At 35.8% G+C, this 22,378-nt stretch carries 17 protein-coding genes; 4 read left to right on the top strand and 13 right to left on the bottom strand.

Annotated elements, in window-relative coordinates; all coding sequences use genetic code 11:
* Nucleotides 1–28 precede the first annotated feature (28 nt).
* The 11 genes from ACRD62_RS14365 to ACRD62_RS14315 all read right to left on the bottom strand — a co-directional run bounded on the left by ACRD62_RS14365 (nt 29) and on the right by ACRD62_RS14315 (nt 16,568).
* Nucleotides 29–1,090 (bottom strand): uroporphyrinogen decarboxylase family protein, encoded by a 1,062-nt coding sequence (locus ACRD62_RS14365; protein WP_430820802.1) that lies wholly within the window; start codon nt 1,088–1,090, stop codon nt 29–31.
* A 190-nt stretch (nt 1,091–1,280) separates the two neighbouring features.
* Nucleotides 1,281–2,015, bottom strand: coding sequence for a 23S rRNA (guanosine(2251)-2'-O)-methyltransferase RlmB (gene rlmB, locus ACRD62_RS14360; protein ID WP_430820801.1), 735 nt, complete (start codon nt 2,013–2,015; stop codon nt 1,281–1,283).
* Nucleotides 2,016–2,018: 3 nt separating this feature from the next.
* Entirely contained in the window at nt 2,019–3,968 is a 1,950-nt protein-coding gene (locus tag ACRD62_RS14355) for an ABC-F family ATP-binding cassette domain-containing protein (protein ID WP_430820800.1), read from the bottom strand.
* 64 nt (nt 3,969–4,032) lie between these two features.
* Entirely contained in the window at nt 4,033–5,091 is a 1,059-nt protein-coding gene (locus tag ACRD62_RS14350; RefSeq protein ID WP_430820799.1) for a hypothetical protein, read from the bottom strand.
* A 75-nt stretch (nt 5,092–5,166) separates the two neighbouring features.
* The gene (locus ACRD62_RS14345) at nt 5,167–8,652 is read right to left on the bottom strand and encodes a sensor histidine kinase (protein ID WP_430820798.1); all 3,486 of its coding nucleotides are present in this window, start codon (nt 8,650–8,652) and stop codon (nt 5,167–5,169) included.
* 150 nt (nt 8,653–8,802) lie between these two features.
* Nucleotides 8,803–9,981 carry a TolC family protein gene (locus ACRD62_RS14340; protein ID WP_430820797.1) on the bottom strand — a complete coding sequence of 393 codons (1,179 nt, stop codon included), beginning with the start codon at nt 9,979–9,981 and terminating at the stop codon, nt 8,803–8,805.
* The gene (locus ACRD62_RS14335) at nt 9,978–13,088 is read right to left on the bottom strand and encodes an efflux RND transporter permease subunit (RefSeq protein ID WP_430820796.1); all 3,111 of its coding nucleotides are present in this window, start codon (nt 13,086–13,088) and stop codon (nt 9,978–9,980) included. The genes ACRD62_RS14340 and ACRD62_RS14335 overlap by 4 nt, the downstream gene beginning before the upstream one ends.
* A gap of 14 nt (nt 13,089–13,102) precedes the next feature.
* Nucleotides 13,103–14,602 (bottom strand): efflux RND transporter periplasmic adaptor subunit, encoded by a 1,500-nt coding sequence (locus ACRD62_RS14330; protein WP_430820795.1) that lies wholly within the window; start codon nt 14,600–14,602, stop codon nt 13,103–13,105.
* 118 nt (nt 14,603–14,720) lie between these two features.
* On the bottom strand, nt 14,721–14,981 hold the full coding sequence (locus ACRD62_RS14325; protein WP_430820794.1) for a hypothetical protein: 261 nt from the start codon (nt 14,979–14,981) through the stop codon (nt 14,721–14,723).
* A gap of 72 nt (nt 14,982–15,053) precedes the next feature.
* The gene (locus tag ACRD62_RS14320; RefSeq protein ID WP_430820793.1) at nt 15,054–15,467 is read right to left on the bottom strand and encodes a DUF6769 family protein; all 414 of its coding nucleotides are present in this window, start codon (nt 15,465–15,467) and stop codon (nt 15,054–15,056) included.
* A gap of 84 nt (nt 15,468–15,551) precedes the next feature.
* Entirely contained in the window at nt 15,552–16,568 is a 1,017-nt protein-coding gene (locus ACRD62_RS14315; protein WP_430820792.1) for a DUF2027 domain-containing protein, read from the bottom strand.
* A 76-nt stretch (nt 16,569–16,644) separates the two neighbouring features.
* Here ACRD62_RS14315 and ACRD62_RS14310 point away from each other — a divergent pair, with 76 nt between their 5' ends.
* Complete coding sequence (locus ACRD62_RS14310; protein ID WP_430820791.1) at nt 16,645–17,853, top strand: S-adenosylmethionine:tRNA ribosyltransferase-isomerase; 1,209 nt, start codon at nt 16,645–16,647, stop codon at nt 17,851–17,853.
* Nucleotides 17,854–17,892: 39 nt separating this feature from the next.
* Here ACRD62_RS14310 and ACRD62_RS14305 read toward each other — a convergent pair whose 3' ends face one another.
* Nucleotides 17,893–18,087, bottom strand: coding sequence for a (2Fe-2S)-binding protein (locus tag ACRD62_RS14305; RefSeq protein WP_430820790.1), 195 nt, complete (start codon nt 18,085–18,087; stop codon nt 17,893–17,895).
* 26 nt (nt 18,088–18,113) lie between these two features.
* Nucleotides 18,114–18,968, bottom strand: coding sequence for a histidinol-phosphatase (locus tag ACRD62_RS14300; RefSeq protein WP_430820789.1), 855 nt, complete (start codon nt 18,966–18,968; stop codon nt 18,114–18,116).
* A gap of 385 nt (nt 18,969–19,353) precedes the next feature.
* Here ACRD62_RS14300 and ACRD62_RS14295 point away from each other — a divergent pair, with 385 nt between their 5' ends.
* The 3 genes from ACRD62_RS14295 to ACRD62_RS14285 all read left to right on the top strand — a co-directional run bounded on the left by ACRD62_RS14295 (nt 19,354) and on the right by ACRD62_RS14285 (nt 22,369).
* A complete protein-coding gene (locus ACRD62_RS14295) occupies nt 19,354–20,349 on the top strand; it encodes an AAA family ATPase (protein WP_321410659.1) in 996 nt (331 codons plus the stop codon).
* 113 nt (nt 20,350–20,462) lie between these two features.
* Nucleotides 20,463–21,329, top strand: a complete 867-nt coding sequence (locus tag ACRD62_RS14290; RefSeq protein ID WP_430820788.1) for a DUF58 domain-containing protein — start codon at nt 20,463–20,465, stop codon at nt 21,327–21,329.
* Complete coding sequence (locus ACRD62_RS14285; protein WP_430820787.1) at nt 21,329–22,369, top strand: hypothetical protein; 1,041 nt, start codon at nt 21,329–21,331, stop codon at nt 22,367–22,369. Before ACRD62_RS14290 ends, ACRD62_RS14285 begins: the two co-directional genes overlap by 1 nt.
* The last annotated feature ends 9 nt before the right edge of the window (nt 22,370–22,378 follow it).

Below are 22,378 nucleotides of genomic sequence, written 5' to 3'. Positions count from 1 at the left end.
AAGGCCAAGTAATGCGATTATTCAATGACTAATAGGTCCATTCTTTTGCTGCCTCATACATGGCAACCACATTTTCTACCGGAGTTTCTACCTTTAGTTTGTGCGACGGACCTAACACAAACCCACCTTTAGGAGCCATCATATCCAAAAGGTGTTTAACTCCGTCTTTTACCTCTCTTGGTGTACCTTTTCTCAGAAGCAATTCTTCATCAAGTGCACCACAGAAAGTAATGTAATTACCAAAATCCTCTTTCAATCCTAACGGCTCCATACCAAAGGCACGGGTTTGTATCGGATCGAGAATACTTGCTCCCAAGCTGATAAATTCTGGTAATAATTTACGCACTCCCCCGCAGGAATGCATGTAAAACCTCACTCCATGTTGTTTTGGGATTTCGGTAAAAGCCTCAATTGCTGGTTTACAATATTGCTCCCAAATATCGTTGCTGATTGCTAACCCACTTTGGGTTCCAAAATCATCAGCGATACGAATGAAATCGATTTTATCACCTCCATTATCAAAGAACTCAGCAATAAAATCAGTGTAAAAACCAACAATCTTTTGAGATAATTTCTCGAAGAATTTGGGATGATACATAATGACATCCAGAAAAGCTTCACGTCCCAGCAAACGCTGTATAATACGGAACAGGCCAGGCGAAGAATAACCGGGTGCGGTCATAATAGCGTAGTCTTTATACTTTTCAATCTTGGATGACAATGTTGTGAAATCAAACAGACTTGTGGTTGGCCAGTTATAATCATCGAGAAAGGCAGGGTCAGTAATTCCTTCCAAAGGAAATTTGGTTGCTTCCCAATATTCAAAATCACCATTTTTAACTTTTGAATATCCAACACCCCATATATCAACCTTCTTCTTGCCTTCTTCTTTTATTAATTTTTCGCCAACATAGTCTGGTTCCACCCATCGAAAATCAACATCTAAATACTCAAGTAATTGATCACGATTTTCTAACCCCAGGTGTTTCATCAACTTAACACCAAATTCGGGTACGTCCCAATAAAAAAACGGCACTCTATCCGGTTGCTCGTTATTGAGGGCCTTTAGGACTCTTTCCTTGTGGATCATAAACGATGTTTTTGATTAAAAAATTTGATTTTTCTTCATCGCAAAACCTTTCGAATTTAGAAACATTATGAGAAAAATCAAATTTATGGTGACAAAATTCATGAAACCTTACACCAAAAACACCGTATAAGTTTGCCTTTTTACCAGTATTTACAGGTATTACTAACAAAAATAACGTTAGTCAAAAAAATTACTGTCTCGATTTTAGGATCTCATACATTAAAACCCCTGCTGCAACAGATACATTCAATGACTTAATATCACCTTTAATAGGTATACAGCTCTTATAATCAGCTATTTTCAATAACTGATTAGAGATACCTGTATCTTCTGAGCCCATAATAAGTGCTACCGGACCGGAATAATCTATTTTATCGTATGCCTCAGCACCTTTTTCGGTAGCAGCAACTAATTTTAAACCACTATTTTTTAAATACTCAACTGTCTTAAACAAATTAGAAGTACGACAAACAGGTAATGTATGCAATGCTCCGGCAGAAGTTTTTATGGCATCTGAATTAATAGGAGCACTTCCTTTATCAGGAATAATAATAGCATCTGCACCAACACATTCGGCAGTTCGTGCAATGGCACCAACATTACGTACATCCGTTAACTGATCAAGAACTATTACAAAAGGTTCTTTTCCTTCATCATATAACATCTGAATTAATTGCTCAGCATCCTGATATACTACCGGAGAAATAAAAGCAATTACTCCCTGATGATTTTTACGGGTAATTCGGTTTAATTTTTCAATAGGAACAAACTGAAAAGGTACATTATTAGCTTTCACTTCATCCAGAAACTCCTGAAAAAGGTCGCCCTGTAATCCTTTTTTTATAAATACCTTATCAACTTCTTTACCTGCTGCAATAGCTTCAATTACTGCACGTATACCAAATACCATTTGATCTTTAGCCATATTTTAATCCAGTTTATTTTTTTGTTCCTGTAAATCCTCTAATTCCAGTTGGGCATTTTCCCATTCCTCCATTTTCGATTCCAGCTGCTTTTCCGCCTGATGGTAATCTTTGAACAATTGCTCATCACCTGCATTATCAGGCAGGTTCATAGCTTCGGTCAATTGCTCCAAATCACCCTCCAACTTAGCAATCTTAACTTCATAATCAGCTACCAAACGTTCAGCTTTTTTCACTTTCTTATTGAGTTCTTTTCTTTCCTCATATGATAGCTTGGAAGCAGTTTCTGTTTTTTCATCATTCTTTTTAGAAGAATCAGTTGACTTAAGATTTAAATCATTCAGATTTTCAAGCTTTTTCTTTTCAAGGAAATAATAGATACCACCCAGGTATTCTTTTATTTTTCGATGACGAAACTCATATACTTTATCCACCAATCCATCCAGAAATTCACGATCGTGAGATACCAGTATTACTGTGCCTTCAAAATCGCGTAGAGCTTCTTTTAGAATATCTTTTGAGCGCATGTCAAGATGGTTGGTTGGCTCATCAAGAATTAGCAAATTAACCGGTTCTAACAGCAATTTTACCATTGCCAATCGAGTACGTTCACCTCCTGATAAAACACTAACTTTTTTATCAACCGTTTCACCACTAAACATGAAGGCACCTAACAAATCCCTTATTTTGGTGCGAATGTCTCCAACAGCTACTAAATCGATGGTTTCAAAAATAGTATGATTGTCATTTAGTCGTTCGGCTTGATCCTGTGCAAAATATCCGATTTTCACATTATGTCCTAAATCCAACTTTCCCTGATGAGCAAGTTCACTCATAATGATGCGGGCCATGGTTGTTTTTCCTTCACCATTACGACCCACAAAAGCAACTTTTTCACCTCTCTCAATGGCAATATCAACCTCATCCAAAACCAGCAAATCACCATACGCCTTACTCAATCTATCAGCCTTTATTACAACTGTTCCAGAACGTGGTGAAGGTGGAAATTTTATATTTAAAGCAGCTTTATCAAACTCATCAACCTCAATCCGATCTATTTTCTCCAATTGCTTAATACGCGACTGAACCTGAACCGACTTAGTGGCTTTGTATCTGAATCGCTCTATAAACTTCTCGGTATCTTCAATTTTCTTTTGTTGATTTTTGTAAGCGTTTAACTGCTGCTCTCTCCTTTCCTGTCGTAATTCCATAAAGCGCGAATAGTTAGCCTTATAGTCATAAATACGTCCCAACGATATTTCGATACTTCGTTTGGTAATATTATCAAGGAATGCTTTATCGTGAGAGATTAGAACAACTGCTCCACTATAATTTTTCAGGAAATCTTCAAGCCACTGTATTGAATCAATATCCAGATGGTTTGTTGGCTCATCCAGAAGAAACATATCGGGCTGTTCCAAAAGAATCTTAGCCAACTCAATACGCATTCGCCAACCTCCACTAAACTCACCGGTATTTCTTGTAAAATCGGACTGTTCAAAACCCAATCCTTTTAGTGTAGATTCAATTAAACCGGTATGATTAGCCCCACCCATAAGGTTGAAACGTTCTGTTTTTTCGTTTAATCGGTCGAGCAACTTCATATACGATTCTGATTCGTAATCAGTTCGTTCCCCAATCTCTATATTAATTGATTCAATCTCTTTTTCCAGATCTTTAATTTCAGAAAACGCCAACTCAACTTCGTCAACAACATTGCGGGTATCAGTGTAATTCATATGTTGAGGCAGGTAACCAATTTTAAAATCCTTCGGTTTAGTTACCAAACCCGAGGTTGGTTCCATCTGACCTGCAATGATTTTTAACAAAGTTGATTTACCTGCACCGTTCTTACCAATCAGACCAATACGATCTTTGGGATTGATCAAAAACGAAACATCCTCAAATAATTTAAAACCTCCAAAATCAACAGTTAACTGATTAATCGATACCATTCGCAAAAAAATTTGTGCAAAGATAGTGCTTTTAAAGGCATATAGAGAATAACGGGGTGAAAGATTAATCTTCCAATATTTCCTTTCTATTTAAAAACTTCAGATTCCAGATTTTTTCAGCATTGTTACCTATCAACCAGAATGTACCTGCTAAAATTAAAAAGAAGATGGCTTTATGCATTGCATCCCAGAAGTATTCAAAATATTTGGTATATAAATTAATAAACAGGAACGTAAGACCAAAACTACGACTCGTATAATCATCCTGTTTTAGTCCCCACCAAATGGCTATGATTGCAACCAAACCAAATATTACACCATACCAAATCAAACTGATTTGCTTTACATCAAACCATTCATCAACATCTCCATAGTTTCCAAAAATAGATAGAATCCACAATGCAATGAAAAGATAAAGAAGTCCCAATATGTAAGTACTTTTTCTAAAGGTCTGTAAAAAGCTTATCCGATCAAACAGGAAACTTAATCCTGTAAGGATAGCACCAAATACAACAAATCGCAGCGGATAGTTCATTCCTAAATAATAGGCTCCCCAACCGGATACATAACCCGTTTCGGCACCAAACCATGCACCTAGCGAAAGTATTGCAAATATCCAAACCAGTTTAGAAGGAAAAAGAAGGCCAATGAGTGCATATATGATAGCTGCAATCAATAACAAAACCGAAAAATGACCATTTCCATTATCCAATGTCATCCCCAGGTATCCAATAGAGGTTGCTGTCGATAAAATGGCCATTATTAAAATAAATTCGTTGCTATATACTTTATTTGGATATTTATGGCTGCGTTTATAAGCCCAATAATAAATTGCAAGTGCAATAACAGCAAACAGAATACACAATGTAAAGTTTGAAGAAGAAAATATCTTTTCTACTAAATCAATCAATAATTTATCAGCAAACATAGCCCCGAAAGCAATAACAATGCAAACCATTGCAATCCAAAATGAATATTCAGCCAGTTTTTTCCATTCAAATGAGCGAATTTCGATGGAGTCTTCAAGCTTCTTTTTCTCCGACTCATTTATCACCTCATCCTCTTCCCACTGATCAATTACTTCTTTTAGAAATTTTCCTTGTTTTTTACTTAAGCCTATCATGATAATCAGGTAAATAATAAACTTAAATCTAGTTTTTTTGATTGAACTTTTAAAATAAGTCAAACAAAATGATTGTTAGTCATTCAGATTGATAATTGTTGAATCGAATTTTTTATTTATTTTCCGATAATTTCTTACAACAAAACTAAAATTACTACCCGCTCCCGGTACTGATTCAACTTCAATTGTACCACCCAATAATTCAACAAGGTACTTTGAAATAGACAAGCCCAATCCACCACCTCTGTAAAGATTTTGGGTATTTTCTTCTATTTTTCGAAAACGATCAAAGACTTTTCCCTGATCAACTTTATTAATTCCTATTCCGGTATCTTGCACATAAAATCCGAAATACCACTCAGATGCATAACATACCCCAAAAGTTATTTCACCCTGATGTGTAAATTTAATGGCATTACTCAGTAAATTACCGATAATCTGTTTTAATCGGGCCCTATCAGAGTAAACAACATCACCAAAATCATCAACCAAATGACTGATTTTTATTTGAACTGATTGCGCCGAGTCTTTATTGTGTTTTATCAATTCACTTTCATAAAATTCGAGTAATTCACCCAATAAACTTTGTACTGAAGTTGGTTCAATATACACACTTATCGCATCGGTTTCTATTTTAGCATAATCAATCACATCTTCTATTGTTTTCATAAGAGTGTAACCACTGGATTTGATAATTTCAAAATAGTTTTGATTATCCGGATTGCTTAAATCATCACCAATCACATTAATAAAACCGATAATGGCATTAAGTGGAGTACGTATTTCGTGACTTATATTCTTAAGAAATGATGTTTTTAAACGATCGCTTTCCTCTGCTTTTTCTTTAGCCCTATCAAGATCTGCAGTACGCTGAGCAACTTTATTTTCAAGTTCATTGGCATACTCTTCCAACAATCTGTTGTTATGAAAAATGGTATCCCGCTGACTTACTATTTCTTCTTTTTGTTCTTCTATCTCTTCCTTTTGTTTACTCAACTCCTCGTTTCTTAAAACCAACTCTTTTGTTTTCAGTTGAACTATCCTTTCAAGGCGTTGTTTTTGTTTTATCAACCGTCTTTCCCGCAAATAGATGATAACAAACACCATTACTGTAAGTAGCACAACTAATAATAAAATAAACCAGGTATGACGCCAAAGAGGCGGATGTACAACAACTATTAAATCAACAGGATGTAAACTTTCTACACCATCTGAATTGATTCCATAAATTATCAAGGGATGAGTTCCGGGGGCCAGTTTTCTGAATGTTATGTAGTTATTGGTTGCATCGGCATATGTCCATTCTTCATTCTCATCAATTTTATATTTATAGCGATTGGATTTAGCATTTGCAAAATGTAAAACATCAAAAGACAAGGTAAATGATCTTACCTGATGACTGAGATATATCTTTTTTGTTTCATAAACAGATTGATTTATAATGACTTCTCCTTTTAATTTGGAACCATAAAACACTTCTTTGCCCTCAATATTAATTGAAGACAAATATATTTCAGGTGGATAAGGGTTTACAACAATACTATCAGAATGAAAGACATTAAAACCGTTATCTCCACCAAAATAGCAATATCCATCTTCATCTAAAAAATATGCATTATAGTTAAATTCCCTGCTTTGCAAGCCATCATCTGCAACAAAAGTATTTACTGATTTTCCTGAAAGATGCTCAATATCATTTATCCTTATCAAACCATTGTTTGATGATATCCAAAGTGTATTTTGTTTACCTACGATGCCATAAATCTCTTTTGCTCCAAGGTCGAGCTCCTTTGATACATCAATAAACGTGTCCGTTTTAAAATTGTATTGGGATAAGCCTTTGTAACTGCCCACCCAAATAATATCATTGTTATCAACAAACAGAACATCCGTCCTGAATATTAACGTATCGTTCGTAAACGCAATAAAATCATCAGACTTCCTATCATACTTATAAAAGCCTCTATAGCCACCAACATATAATTCTCCTGAAGAAGATTCAGTAAAACCCATAAAAAATGGCTTACGGTAATGTATAAAACGATCATTTTTCCTGTCATATCTGCTTACCACAGAACTTAACCTATCCCAATCGTCATTAGAAAGAACCCAAATATCCTTTCTACTATCAAGAAATACATTGTAAATATTATCCGATGGCAATGAATACGGATTGGATTTATCATGTCTGAAGAGTTTAATAACTTTGCCCTTACTATTTAATAAATTCAATCCACCCCGATTGGTAGCCACCCAAATCGAATCTTTTGATTCAATGGCTATATCTTTAACATCATCATAGCTTAATGAATTTGGATCTTCTAAATCATTAACCCAGTAACTAAATCTTCTATTGGATTTATCAAATACATTAATCCCTTTTTCTGTGCCAATATATAGTTTATCACCATACTTTGAAAAGCAATGAACTGATCCTGAATTTAAAAACCGGGAATCATTTTTTACCTGCTTTACATGATTAAACTTTTTTTGAAGCGTATTAAAATATGACACACCACCAGAATGAGTTCCAAGCCAGACATTATCATGCTTATCTACAAAACTACAAGTCACCGAATTCTGACTTAACTTTGAAATACTGTGATCCTCCAATGCATAAAGACTTGATTTACCTGATACCTTATCAAAAAGAAACAGACCTGACCGACTACCTATATACATATTGCCTCTGGTATCTTCAAAAATAGTTCGTATGCGCCTGGTAAACTCTTCCTTCGGATTAATGAAGTAATGCGTAAAGGTACTATCTGATGGATTAAACCTGGCGAATCCTGTATTATAGGTTCCAACCCAGAGACTATTTACCTTATCGATGTATAAATAATGAATCCAGTTATCCGGTAAACCTTTTTCATCAGTTAGTTGATATACATAACTTTTAATGCTGTTTTGCTTTCTGTTATAATAATGCAAACCTGATTTATAAGTAGCTATCCAAAGATTATTTTTATCATCTACTCTTATACGATAAATAGAATCATTAGGTAATCCTAGTTGTTTCAATTCTATTTTTTGAAATTCACGAGTATCTGTAGAACCTGTATAAAGTCCGCTTGAAGTGCCTACCAACAATTGATTATCCAAATCTTCAGCTATACAAAAAACTTCGCGTGAGTTTATACCATCCGGAATTGGAACATTAATGAAATTTTGTGTTTGATAATTAAATTGTTGAAGACCTTTATCAGTCCCAATCAGTAATTGCTTTTGAGAATCGATAAACAAAGACGAAATATAATTTGAGTTTAAAGAAGATGAATCTGATTCTGAATGATAAAAACATTCGATACTTAACCCATTAAAGCGATTTAACCCAAAAGTTGTGGCAATCCAGATATATCCATATTTATCCTGATTAATAGCCTGCACAAAGTTATTGGATAATCCATCGTCTACTGTTAAATGATTAAAATGCCATTGCTGATGTATCGTATTCTGAAACTCTTGTCCATGAGCACTAACAACTCCAAGGCTCCACAGTAATAAAATACTGCAAAAAATATCTAGTCGGTATAAAAATGTGGCAGGACCGATTTTCATATATTCAGATACTATTATACTTTTCTTAACAACTTTAAACTACTATAAGTTTAAGTCAAAACTCTCAATTAATCAATCCTTTCCATTTTCTAATAAAAAATAAAGGCCCATTCAAAAAAAGAACAGGCCTGAATTATCATTGGGATTTATTTATTTGTAATGAAAATAATTCAAACGAGCCATTGTTGTATCGTATTGAAGTTGAACAGATACAAAGTTTTCAATTGCTTCGTAATAAATAGATTGTTCAACAATAAAATCAAGTACAGATATTTCTCCGGCATCCAATGCAATCTTAAGTAATTCATTACTATGCAATTTATCAAGCACCTGCTGATAATCATCAATCGTACTCTTCAAACTCTCGGCTTTATTATACAAAGATTTTAATCCATGATAAGCCTGTAATTGTAAATCTTCCATCTGATTCTCCAATGAGACAATCTTTAACTGCACCTGTTTAACTGTATTTTTATTCTCCCACAACGGAATACTAATCCCCATATTAATCCCTTTAAAACTATCCGTTAATCCTTTCTCGGAGCTATAACCTCCTGAAAGCTTGGGTAAAGACAATGCCCTATTCAATTGTTCCTTTTTTCGGTTTGCTTCAACACCTTTCTGCAGACTAATCATTTCAGGCATTACCTCTTTCATATTTGTAAACCATGTATCAAAATCTTCAGGTAATGTTGCATGAACAATCAATAGTTGGGTGATATCAATAGGTAATCCGCCATTTATACCTGTGAGTTTTTCAATTACTGCTTGTTGATCCGCTTTTAAAACAACCAGATTATTCTTTGCATTCAGCAGATTTAACTGAGCCTTATTACTCTCAATAATATTAACATCACCAGTTTCAAGCTTGTACCTATAAACTTCGGCAATACTCTCTGCATGATCTAACCGCTTTTGATATTCATCTATTAACATTTTGCCATAAAAAGCCCGATAGCAAAGCTCAACAGCATTCAACATTACTTCATTAAAAGCAATTTTATAATCTATGTCAGCTTTATTAATTAATGCATTAGCCATTTGTCCCCGGTACAAATAAGCAGTTGGAAAATCTAAAGTTTGAATTATACTTAACTCACTTCTGGTTCCCATTGATTCATTCTTTCCCCACTGATATGTATACTGTACTTCAGGATTTGAAGGATTTAGTCCGACTTTATTCTGCATTTTAACAACATCTGCTTCAGCTCTTAATACCTGTAGTGTTTTATTATTATTTTCGATATTTGCCAAAACCTCCTCAATTGTATTCTGCGCATTGGAACTTATCGCATAAATACAAGCCATTACAATCAATAGTATTCTCATGCTTTAACTCCTTTCATATTGTCAGCTTCCGACTTTCTATTTACCAAATAATAAACTATCGGAATAACATACATATTTAAAAGTGTTGAGCTTAATAAACCGCCCAATATTACTTTTGCCATCGGACTCTGTATTTCGTTACCGGCAGCATTGCCATAAATAGCTAATGGAATCAATGCCAATGCAGCGGTTAGTGCAGTCATTAGTATAGGATTTAAACGATCAATGGAACCTAACCTGATCTGTTCGCTTAACAAATAATTCTGTCCTTTTAAATGCTGATAACTCGACACCAATAAGATTCCATTTCTGGTAGCAATACCAAACAAAGTAATAAACCCGATTATGGCAGGAATACTAATTATTCCGGAAGTAAACTGAATAGCAAAAACTCCGCCAATTAAAGCCAACGGTAGATTAAGCAAAATTATACCTGCCAGCTTACTGTTTTTAAACTCCTGATAGAGCAATAAAAAGATTATTCCAATGGCCAAAAGAGTTGTCAACAATAATGTTTGTGAAGCTTTGGCTTCACTTTCGAACTGACCACCATATTCAACTCGATAACCTTGAGGAAGGTGTACCTTATCGTTTACAACCTCTTTAACATCATTCACAACACTTCTCAAATCTCTTCCTGCAACATTTGCAGAGACAACAATTTTACGTTGCACATTTTCGCGACTAACCGATCCTGGTCCTGCAGCTGAAACCACATCGGCAACCAATTCCAATGGCACTTTCTTTCCGTCTTCAGTATCTATCAACGCTTTTTTAACACCTTCAATGGTTTGAGTATAATCCTCATTATATCTCAGATAAAGATCAAAACTGCGCTGTCCTTCGTAAATATCAGCCATTTTTTCACCTGCAAAGGCAACTTCCACAAACTCATTAAACTCCTTTAGACTGATACCATACATGGCTAGTTTACCACGATCTGCTTTTATCTGTAATTGTGGAATTTCTCTTTGTTGCTCAACATTAACATCCACTAAGCCATCCACACCATTAATTGCTGAGGAGAGCTGATTGCCAAGCAGGAATAATTCATTCAGATCCTGACCGAATATTTTAATAGCTATATTAGCCCGCGTACCTGATAGCATATGATCAATCCGATGCCCCAATGGCTGACCAACGGTAGTGGCCACGCCAGGTACATTTGCCAGTTTATGACGAACTTCTTCCATAAATTCTTCCTGGCTCCGATCTTTTAATGTGAAGTTAACATCAATTTCAGCGCTATTAGTAGTTTGCGAATGAGCATCCAATTCTCCTCGTCCGGTTCTTCGTGCCGTACTTTCCACTTCCGGAATGGATAATAATTCCTGCTCCAAAAGATTACCCAGCTTATTACTTTCTTCTAACGAAACCCCTGGTTGACTGACTGCAGAAATGGTTAAAGCTCCTTCGTTGAATTCAGGTAAGAAACTTCGTCCCATACCACTCATCAACAAAACAGATACAATAAACATAGCTACCGAAACAACTAATACTGATGTTTTATGATTCAATGCCCAACCTAATGATTGATGATAATGCTTTTGCAACCATTGTGTTAATCTTCCTGATTTTTCTTTCTTGCCCAGATACTTATCATCTGATAACAATAAACGACATAACAACGGTGTCAGCGTCATGGCAATGATAAGCGACATAAATAACGATACGATGTAGGCTATACCTAATGGACGCAACATACGTCCTTCCATACCCGAAAGGAAAAACAATGGTATAAAGGCAACTATAATGATAAATGTTGCATTTAATATAGATGCTCTGATTTCTTTCGAAGCTTCAAAAACAATGGTAACTGCACTACCCCTGTCTTCCCTTGGCTTTTCATGGTTTTGTTTCAACCGCTTATATACATTCTCTACATCAATGATGGCATCATCTACCAAAGAGCCAATGGCAATAGCCATACCTCCCAAACTCATCGTATTAATGTTCAGGTTAAGGTATTTTAATGTGATTATGGCACCCAGCAACGACAATGGAATTGCCAGTAACGATATAATGGTAGTACGAAAGCTTCCTAAAAACAGAAATAAAATAACTACAACAAATAAACCTCCTTCAATCAACGATTTCTGAACATTATTAACGGATGTTTCAATAAAATCAGCCTGACGAAATATTTTGGTATCAAGAGTCACATTCTCAGGTAATGTTTTTGCCAGTTCATCAAGATTAGCTTCTATCCTTTCTGTCAGGTCCAGTGTATTGGTATTAGGCTGTTTGGATACAGATATGACAATAGCTGGATTGGCGTTCTGTGATGCATAACCCATCTTTACGGCACTGCCAATTTTTACCTCTGCGACGTCATCCAGATAGATGGGTAATCCATCGTTTTGCTTGACTAATGTTCTGCCTAATTGATCTATATCAGCAGTACGCGCCATTCCCCGAACTACATATTCGTTTCCATATTGACGAACCACTCCACCCGTGCTATTTCTGCTTACCGATTCACAAACTGCAATCATATCATCTAACGAGACATTGTACTGCATCATTTTATATGGATCGGCCAACACCTGATATTGCTTATAATCGCCACCAATAATTGTAACCTGAGAAACTCCTCCGGTCGCCAACAACAAAGGCTTAATTTGCCAGTCAGCAATCGTTCTCAAAGTCATCATATCTGTAGAGTCAGAATGTAAACCGATAAATAAGATCTCGCCCATAACACTCGACTGGGGTGCAAGCACCGGTGGCGATATCCCAAGAGGTAACTCTCCTGCCAGAGTCACCAATTTTTCACTCACTATCTGTCGGGCTTTAAACACATCTGTTCCCCAATCAAACTCAACCCAAACAAAAGAAAAACCATGTGAACTATTGGAACGAACCCTACGGACATCTGTGGCTCCATTAACAGCCGTTTCGATTGGAAAGGTTACCAAACGTTCTACTTCTTCAGCAGCCATCCCATGTGCATCTGTCATCACAATAACCGTGGGTGCTGTTAAATCAGGAAATACATCCACGTCCATTGTTCGGGCACTGTATAGGCCCCATATCATCAAAAGGACAGCTCCCAACAACACAATCAATTTGTTATGAAGGGAAAAATAAATAATTCTATTCAGCATTTTTCTCCTCCTTTCTAATGAACATGTCCTGCATGTGGATCAATAGAATTTGAAACCGCAGCCAGCTTAACTAACACAGCCCCTTTTGTTACCACTCTTTCCTCATCTTTAAGTCCTTCGGTAATTGCCCTGTATCTACCATCACTTGCACCTACCTTAACCTGACGTTTTTCGAACAGCTCAGGAGTTATCTGAACATAAACAAAAAATACACTTTGCTCTTCGGTTAATGCTGTTTCGGGAATAATGAGCGATTCCTCACCTTTTGTTTTGATATACACATTGGTAAATCCACCACTTAGCAATTCATTGTGCAAATCAACTTCAAAAATAACCGGTAATAAATGATTCGACTGACTGATGGATTTACCCACAGAAAGAATCTCTCCATTCAATTCAGCTAAGGTTAAAAACTGATCTCCTACCTCAATATAAGCGTCAGAAATACCTTGCAACTCTTTTAAATATCGTTGGCTGACCATGGAAGTTATCATTAAACGTTGATTTTCAACCATACTAAAAACAGGACTACCAGCCTGAACAAACTCACCATTATTCACGAACACCTCATTCACATAACCTGAAACAGGTGCCATTATTATTTCACCCTCTTCAGTGATGGTTTTAATAAGGTTATTATACTCACTTTGTGCTTTCTGATAACGAGCTTGCGTCTCAAGCATCTCTTTATTGGAAACAATCTGCTTTTCTGCCAACAGTTTATCTCTATCAAATTCTGCTTTCGACAATTCCAATTCAGCTTTAGCCTTTTTCAGCATCACCTCTGCGTTGTTGTCAGAGATTCCATCGCCCTTTACCAAAAAAACACGTTCACCTTTTTTAAGCTCTTTACCAACACTTATGATTCCGTTGGAAAAATTTACAAAACCACTTGTTTTAGCAGAAACAACAACCCCGTCGATAGGTGAAACATCAACCGATGCTGTTGTTTTAATTACAGTTCCAAATTCTTTAAAAACTGGATTAGCTGTTGCAAAATCAACTTTCCAGCTTTTTTCTTTAGTAAAAGAAATGGCACCTGCCACATGTGGTACTTCCTCTTCTGCTTCATGAATAGCATCATGAACATCGGGGTAAACCTTTACATTATCAATTTTTATTTGTTGATTTCTGCCTTCATATTCTAATTCAACCAACAAATAACCATGGCCACTCTCAACAGGTTTTAAATCAAATTGGTAAATACCAACTGAGTTTGCTTTATCCTGAGTTTGCTTAACTCCTTGTGAACCAACTACAAGTTTGACAATTACCTGATCAGTTGATATGGGTTTGAAATCCTTGAGACTTGTTAAATGCACCAAAAGTGTTGATACACCATCTTTGCCTAACGGTTGAGCATCAATAAAGACTTCCACATCATCATTATAACCTGTATATGGAATCATAACTGATTCATGATCGTGTTCATGTTCATCCTCAGAATGAGAGTGATTTACACAAGCATTGGCAAGAAACAATAAACTCAGGAGAATACATAAATTCTTCATCATAGTTTATGCACTTTAAAATGGATTCTATAAATCCTTTATGTTTTTTTTTGAGAAATTCAATCATAAAATCATTAGGAAAGGTGCATGACTACACCTTTCCTCGAATACCTTTGGCTAATTAGTTTGTATGTTCACATCCACTACACGAATGATCGCAAGACTCTTTGTTGTCAGAACAAGCCGCTGATGTTGCTGCACTGTCAGGTGTAACCTCAAAAGTTTCTTGTTTACCAACAGTATGCTCATGATCACTGTGATCATGCCCTTCATGCACTGATCCATCTGCATGTGTATGCGTTTCTTCAGTAGATTGCTGTTTTGATCCGCAAGATGTTAATACAAAAGCCATCACAGCTAAAGCCATAAATAAATTCTTCATGATTTGTCGATTGAATTGATTATTAATAGAATCAGTCTTTTCTTCTACAGAATGACTGATTTAAACAAAGAATCATGAAATATAAGGTGGTGCGCGCAGCGGTACTGCCGAACGATAACTCTCAAGGAGTTTTTGAGGATAATATTGACAATTGGTTTTTACATTTTGGTTCTCTGGAGTATTAAATTCAATAAACTGAGAAACCAAATAATATGCGGTAAAACTTAATTCATTGTTAACAACAGGTTTAACATCAAACTCACAAACATGATGTGTTTCACCCTCACAATTATCATCAGCTATTTCAATGTCGTGATGATGATCACACAAGCTGCTATGGCTATGCTGCTGACTAATTACTGTTTGAACATCACAGGAATCATGTCCACCCTCATAGTGATGATGATGTGGAATAATATTATGAGCAAATACAACACTATAGACCGCTAATAATATTATAGAGAATATTTTTCTGTAACTATTCATTGCTACAATGATACAAAAAATGGATAAGTAATTTAACTGTACTTATCCATTAATTGTTAAAACCCCAACAATTTGGGATAATTTCTATATAATTACCATTGTTGCACCAAATCCATATTCACGAAATGATGCATCCTGATAGGTATGTTTTTTATATTGACGTTCCAACAAACGACGAATTTCATTTTTAAGCGTACCGGCTCCAACACCATGAATGAATACTAGTTTCTTACCTTTAAATTTCTCGTTCTCTTTCATTACTTGTTTGAATTTATCAACCTGAATATTCAGAATCTCTCCCTTACTTAAACCAGCAGTGGTATCAATCAATTCATCAATATGCAAATCCACTTCCAGTATTCCGGGTTCGTCACGACGAGCAAATTTCTTTCTTGCAGGTTTAGCCTCTTTTTCTTTGACTACCTGATCCACCTCCTTCTGACTTAACTGTTCGAGCTTCATTTCAAACTCGCCTTTGATAATGGACATTAATACAGCTTTCTCGTGGTAATAATCATTATCAGCAAAACTATTTTCTTTAAAGAAACGTGCTGCTTTTATCTTGATATCTGTTGAAACAGATGGTAATTCTTTATATGCCCGCCCTTTCTTAAACATCATTATATTCACCTTCCACTGACGATCATCCAGTTGTAAAACAGTCATCTTATCCAAACCAATCTTAGTATTAGGCTCTATCAAACCGTTAAACATCAGTTCCAGAGTCGCATCCTTATTGACTTTTGATATCGTGTAATATGAAAAATAATTACTGTCGTTAATTAACTGAACTCGTAAATGACCTGATTCAACTCCCTGTTTCTCTCCTGGTAAGAATGCAACAAAGAACTTCGGATTATCATCATTACCTTCTTCTTCAATATATTCGTAAGACTCTTCCTCAGCTTCATCCACAGCACCTGTCGAAGCATTTGATACAGTAGGTTTTTCGTCTTCAATAACAACCACCTCATGTGTCATTACAGGAATCTCAAAGCCATCCTCATCTTCCACAAAGGCCAGTTTACCTTCCACTCTTGTTACGGTTCCGCCTCCACTGATATTTAAAAATCGAACTATATCGCCTGCTTTTACTTTCATGATTGTATTTTAGAATTATCATTTCAAAAAATCGCATAAAGTTAACTAAATTTGCGGCCTCAAAAACAATAAAAAAATGATTAAGCCGGATATTGCCATTGAAGATTTCAATTATAACCTTCCTGATGAACGCATTGCCAAATACCCGCTTGAGAATCGTGACTTGTCGAAGTTGCTAATTTTCAGGAATGGTGCGATCACTCAGAAGCAATTTCCGGAAATAAAATCAGAACTACCAGATAATGCACTATTGGTATTTAATAATACCAAGGTGATTCAGGCAAGGTTGAAATTCAAAAAGGCCACTGGCGCCGAAATAGAGATTTTTTGTCTTGAACCATTAAGCCCTGTTGAAGTACAGATGGCTTTTGACAGCAGAGAAACAACTACATGGAAATGTATTGTGGGTAACGCCCGCAAATGGAAGAACGACCCCCTTACAAAGAATATAGAGATTGAAGGAGAAACAGTAAATATTAAAGTAGAAAAAGGTGAACAACTAACAGATGCCTATTCCATAGTATTTAGCTGGGATAACTCTGATTATTCATTTGCTGAGATTATTGAAAATATTGGACTTACTCCTATTCCTCCATATTTGAATCGTGAAACAGAGGAAATTGATTTGGACCGCTATCAAACTGTTTATTCCGAACACAAAGGATCTGTAGCTGCCCCAACTGCAGGATTACATTTTACCACCGGCATACTAAATAATCTTAAGGCTGACGGACACGAACTTTTATATATTACTTTACATGTGGGTGCCGGCACCTTCAAACCTATTAAATCAGAAAAGATTGCCGGACATGAAATGCATACCGAGCATTTTGTAATTACTCAACAAGCGATAAAGAGTCTGATCAATAATACAAATCCAACCATTGTAGTTGGAACTACATCCGTTCGAACACTCGAAAGTCTTTATTGGTATGGTGTACGTCTTTTGGAAAAATTACCTATTGATCAAGGTGTTCAACAATGGGACCCATATAATCTGAATGGTGCATATAGTCGATTAGAAGCTTTGGCTGCACTACTTGACTTTATGAAGAAAAATAAAATTAATACTCTTTCGGGTCGTACATCTATTATTATCGTAACAGGCTATCAATTTAAAATGATAAATGGATTGGTAACTAACTTTCATCAACCACAAAGCACCTTATTATTGTTAATAAGTGCTATTGTCGGAAAAAGATGGAAAGAAATTTATCAATACGCACTGAATAATGATTTTCGCTTTTTAAGTTACGGAGACAGTTCTTTATTAATGATTGACTAATAAATAGCTGCTGGCTATTGGCTAGCAGCTATCAGCTTATTAGGAATCTCTTTTTGCTATCTCTTCTTCCAGAATTTCTTCAATATCAGCAACACAGCTTCCACAGATGGTGGCCACATCTGTTTCGTCCTGTAAATCATCAAATGAAGTAATATTCTTTTCGCGGATTACTTTTATTATTTCAGCTTTGGTCATTCGCATATGGCGACAAACAAAATCATTATCTTCAAACATATCGTATTTAATTTTTTAATTAGCTATTAAACATCACCAATTGGTAATTGTTCCCAGTAACCTTTATTAAAGAAAGAGACTGAAGTACCCCCACACTTTTTAATTGTCTCCACTGCATTATCAAATTCACTTTTTAATTCATCCGAATGATGAGCATCCACCGAAACAGTTAATGGTATTTTTAATTCAATACATCTTTTAATAATTCTTTCATTCGGAAAGAAAGTATGGTATTTACCTCTGTAAATTCCTCGGGTATTCACTTCTACAATTGTACCCTGCTTTGCTATTTCCAACAAAGTTTCTTCAACCAGTTTTTGATACCAATCATCCTCTTCTGTAAAAAAACGATTTTTGTTGTTCATCACAACTTTATCCATATGTGCAATTACATCAGGCTTTTGTGTGATAACCATCTCCTTTAACTGGTTGTAGTATTGAGTAACTGCTTTACGGATATCACCACCAAAACACTCAATTACACCTTTTTCATAATTTTCTGCAGGTCCATCCAGAAACCAAAGTTCATTAGGAACTTCAGGATTAAAGACCAGATGTACTGATCCAATTATATAATCTAAATCAAGCATCTTTCGCCAGGTATCAAAACTAAGCGACTTATTCAACGGAATATAATCTGCTTCCAAAGCAGCATATATTTCCATCCGATCGGCATATTCCAACTTTAACTTTGTAATCTCATTCCTGTATTTTAATCCGTCTTCAAATTTTAAAGCCCACGAAGTTTCAAAAGGAACAGGTGCATGACTGGAAAAACCAATAGCTGCTAATCCAATCTTTGCTGCCTCTTCGCATACTTCTGACATGGGTACTTTTCCATCACAATAATGTGAATGGGTATGAAAACTAAAATATTTCATTATTAATTCGTTTTATAACTTAAATTAAAAGGTATTTAAGAATGAAGAGTTTAACCGAAAGGCAAAAGTGTTAATATTTCCTTAAAAGACCAATCATCTTTAAATATGATTTGTTTTTATCCAAATATGACTATCTATTTTGTATGAACTATCTTAAAATCCTGCTATTTTTGTTCGATTTCCAAAAAACGAAATGTTAAAATCTACCTGTTTTATTGAAAATAATAATCGTTAAAGAGAGGTTAAAGTCCTTTTGCATTAACATATTTTAACGAGCTTCGAATACTGAAATCACCTGACATATTGTTATTTTGAAGAAGAAGGCTTATTAAAGCAACTAAAATTAAAATCAGAATTAAAAATTAAAGTATAAAACCATATTATCATGGATCAGAACGTAGATATAAGAGCTATCAATGAAAAGATTCAACAAGAGAGTTCGTTTGTTGACATGCTAACCATTGAAATGAACAAGGTTATTGTTGGACAAAAACACCTGGTTGAAGGTTTGTTGATTGGGTTATTATCAGATGGACACATCTTGCTGGAAGGTGTTCCCGGGTTGGCAAAAACATTAGCCATTAACACCCTGGCAACCATCGTTGATGCTAAATTTTCTCGTATACAGTTTACTCCTGATTTGTTACCTGCCGACCTTTTAGGAACCATGATTTACAGTCAGAAGAAAGAAGAATTCATTGTTAAGCATGGTCCTATTTTCACAAACTTTGTTTTGGCTGATGAGATTAACCGTGCCCCGGCAAAAGTTCAGAGTGCTTTACTTGAAGCAATGCAGGAACGCCAGGTTACCATTGGTGAGAATACCTTTAAATTGGATGAACCATTCCTGGTAATGGCAACACAAAACCCGATTGAACAGGAAGGTACTTATCCATTACCTGAAGCACAGGTTGACCGTTTTATGCTGAAACTTGTTCTGGATTATCCTAAGAAAGATGAAGAGCAAATGATTATCCGTCATAATCTGGCTAAAACATTCCCAAAAGCTTCAACCATACTTAAACCGGAAGATATCATCCGTGCACGTAACGTGGTGAAAGAAGTTTACATGGATGAAAAAATTGAGAAATATATCGTTGATATCATTTTCGCTACCCGTTTCCCAGAGCAATATGGAATGGAGAAATTCAAGGATATGATTTCGTACGGAGCTTCTCCTCGTGCAAGTATCAGCTTGTCGATGGCAGCCAAGGCTTATGCTTTCATCAAGCGTCGCGGATATGTTATTCCGGAAGATGTACGTGCTGTTTGTCATGATGTAATGCGTCACCGTATTGGATTATCATATGAAGCTGAAGCCAACAACATCACTTCTGTGGAGATCATTAGCGAAATCCTTAACCAGGTTGAAGTACCTTAAAAAGAGCTGATAGCTGCTAGCTTTCAGCTGCTAGCTTTCAAACAACTAACTATTGTAAAATTATCTGGCTAATAGCTAAAAATCTAGCCACCAGAAGCTAAAAATACAGAGACTTGGAAGCAACGGATATCATAAAAAAAGTTCGTCAGATCGAGATAAAGACGCGTGGTTTATCCAGCAATATTTTTGCCGGTGAATACCATTCAGCCTTTAAAGGTCGTGGTATGACTTTTAGTGAAGTACGAGAGTATCAGTATGGAGATGACATCAGAAATATTGACTGGAACGTTACTGCCCGCTTCAATCATCCATTTATCAAGGTTTTTGAAGAAGAAAGGGAGTTAACAGTTCTATTAATGATTGATGTTTCGGGTTCGCGTGAGTTTGGTACTTCTTTCAAATTCAAAAAGAATGTGATAACTGAAATTGCTGCTGTTTTAGCATTTTCGGCTATTCAGAATAACGATAAAATTGGGGTGATCTTTTTCAGCGACAGAATTGAAAAATTCATTCCTCCTAAAAAAGGTCGTAAGCACATTTTGCACATTATACGCGAACTGATTTCGTTTACTCCTGAACATCGTCAGACCAATATTTCGGAGGCATTAAAATACCTTACCAACGCCATCAAAAAACGTTGTACCGCTTTTGTTATCTCCGATTTTATTGATGATCGTTTTGAAGATGCACTTAAAATTGCCAATCAAAAGCACGATGTGGTTGCCTTAAAGGTATATGACAAGCGCGAAACGGAGATTCCTTCTATCGGTTTAATTAAACTGAAAGATGCCGAATCAGGTCAATATCATTGGGCTGACACATCGAACAGAGCTGTAAGAGAAGCTTATTCGAAATGGTGGCGCGATACCGATGCTGCTACGAAAACATTATTCAGTAAATGTGGAGTAGACAATGTATCGGTAAGTACTGACGAAGACTATGTTAAAGCACTGATTGCTTTATTTAAAAAGAGAATATAATGGTTAATGCTAAATTGACATATTTCAATATTAAGGTTCGCTTACTACTGGCGTTGATTGGATTGACTTCTTTCATTCAATCCAACTATGCACAGAATGTAACAGTATCGGCCGAAATGGACTCGACTATGATTTTTATCGGTGGTCAGATTGATTTGCGTCTGCAAATGAGTCAACCTGCTGATTTAGAAATCGCGTTTCCACTACTGACCGACACTATTATTAAAGAAATAGAAATTGTAAAGGCGGGTAAACTGGATACACTCAGTCGAGAAAATCAGCGACTACTGATACAACAGACCTTCACAATTACCTCTTTTGACAGTGGTTTGCATTACATACCACCAATTGTTTTTGAAGAAGCGAGTAATAAACTGAGCCAACAAATCGAAACCAATCATTTGTCGTTAATGGTAGTTAATCCATTTGAAGAAGTGGATCCTCAAAAGGGCATTACCGACATTAAAATGCCACTAAATACACCTTTTCATCTGTCAGAATTATTAAAATACTGGCCATGGATTTTAGGTATGTTTGTTTTGGCTGGTATCATAACTTTGGTTATCATGAAACTGACCGGCAAAAAAATGCCTGTTAACATCTTTAAGAAAGAAGAACCACAATTGCCTCCTCACGAAATTGCTTTGAAAGAATTAGACAAGATTAAAGAGGAAAAATTATGGCAACGAAACCTGGTTAAGGCTTATTATTCGAGAGTTACAGATACGTTACGCCATTACATTGAAGAACGCTACGAGATTAATGCAATGGAACAAACTTCTGATGAGATCATGTCTTCATTTAAAGGTAGAGAAGATATTGATAATAAATCATTGGATAATTTGAGAACCATTTTAAATACAGCCGATCTGGTAAAGTTTGCCAAACACGAACCCCTTCCGGATGAAAATGACCTGAATATGATTAACGCCTATTTCTTTATCAATCAAACAAAACAGGAAGAAATAAAAACGTTGGAAGAGGAGAAAGAAGCCTTAATGAAAAAAGAAGAGGAAACAGAGGCTGTAACAAATAAATAGAAGAATTAT

The organism is Carboxylicivirga caseinilyticus, from assembly GCF_050589785.1.
Lineage (GTDB): Bacteria > Bacteroidota > Bacteroidia > Bacteroidales > Marinilabiliaceae > Carboxylicivirga > Carboxylicivirga caseinilyticus.
This window is presented reverse-complemented; position numbering and strand designations above follow the sequence as displayed.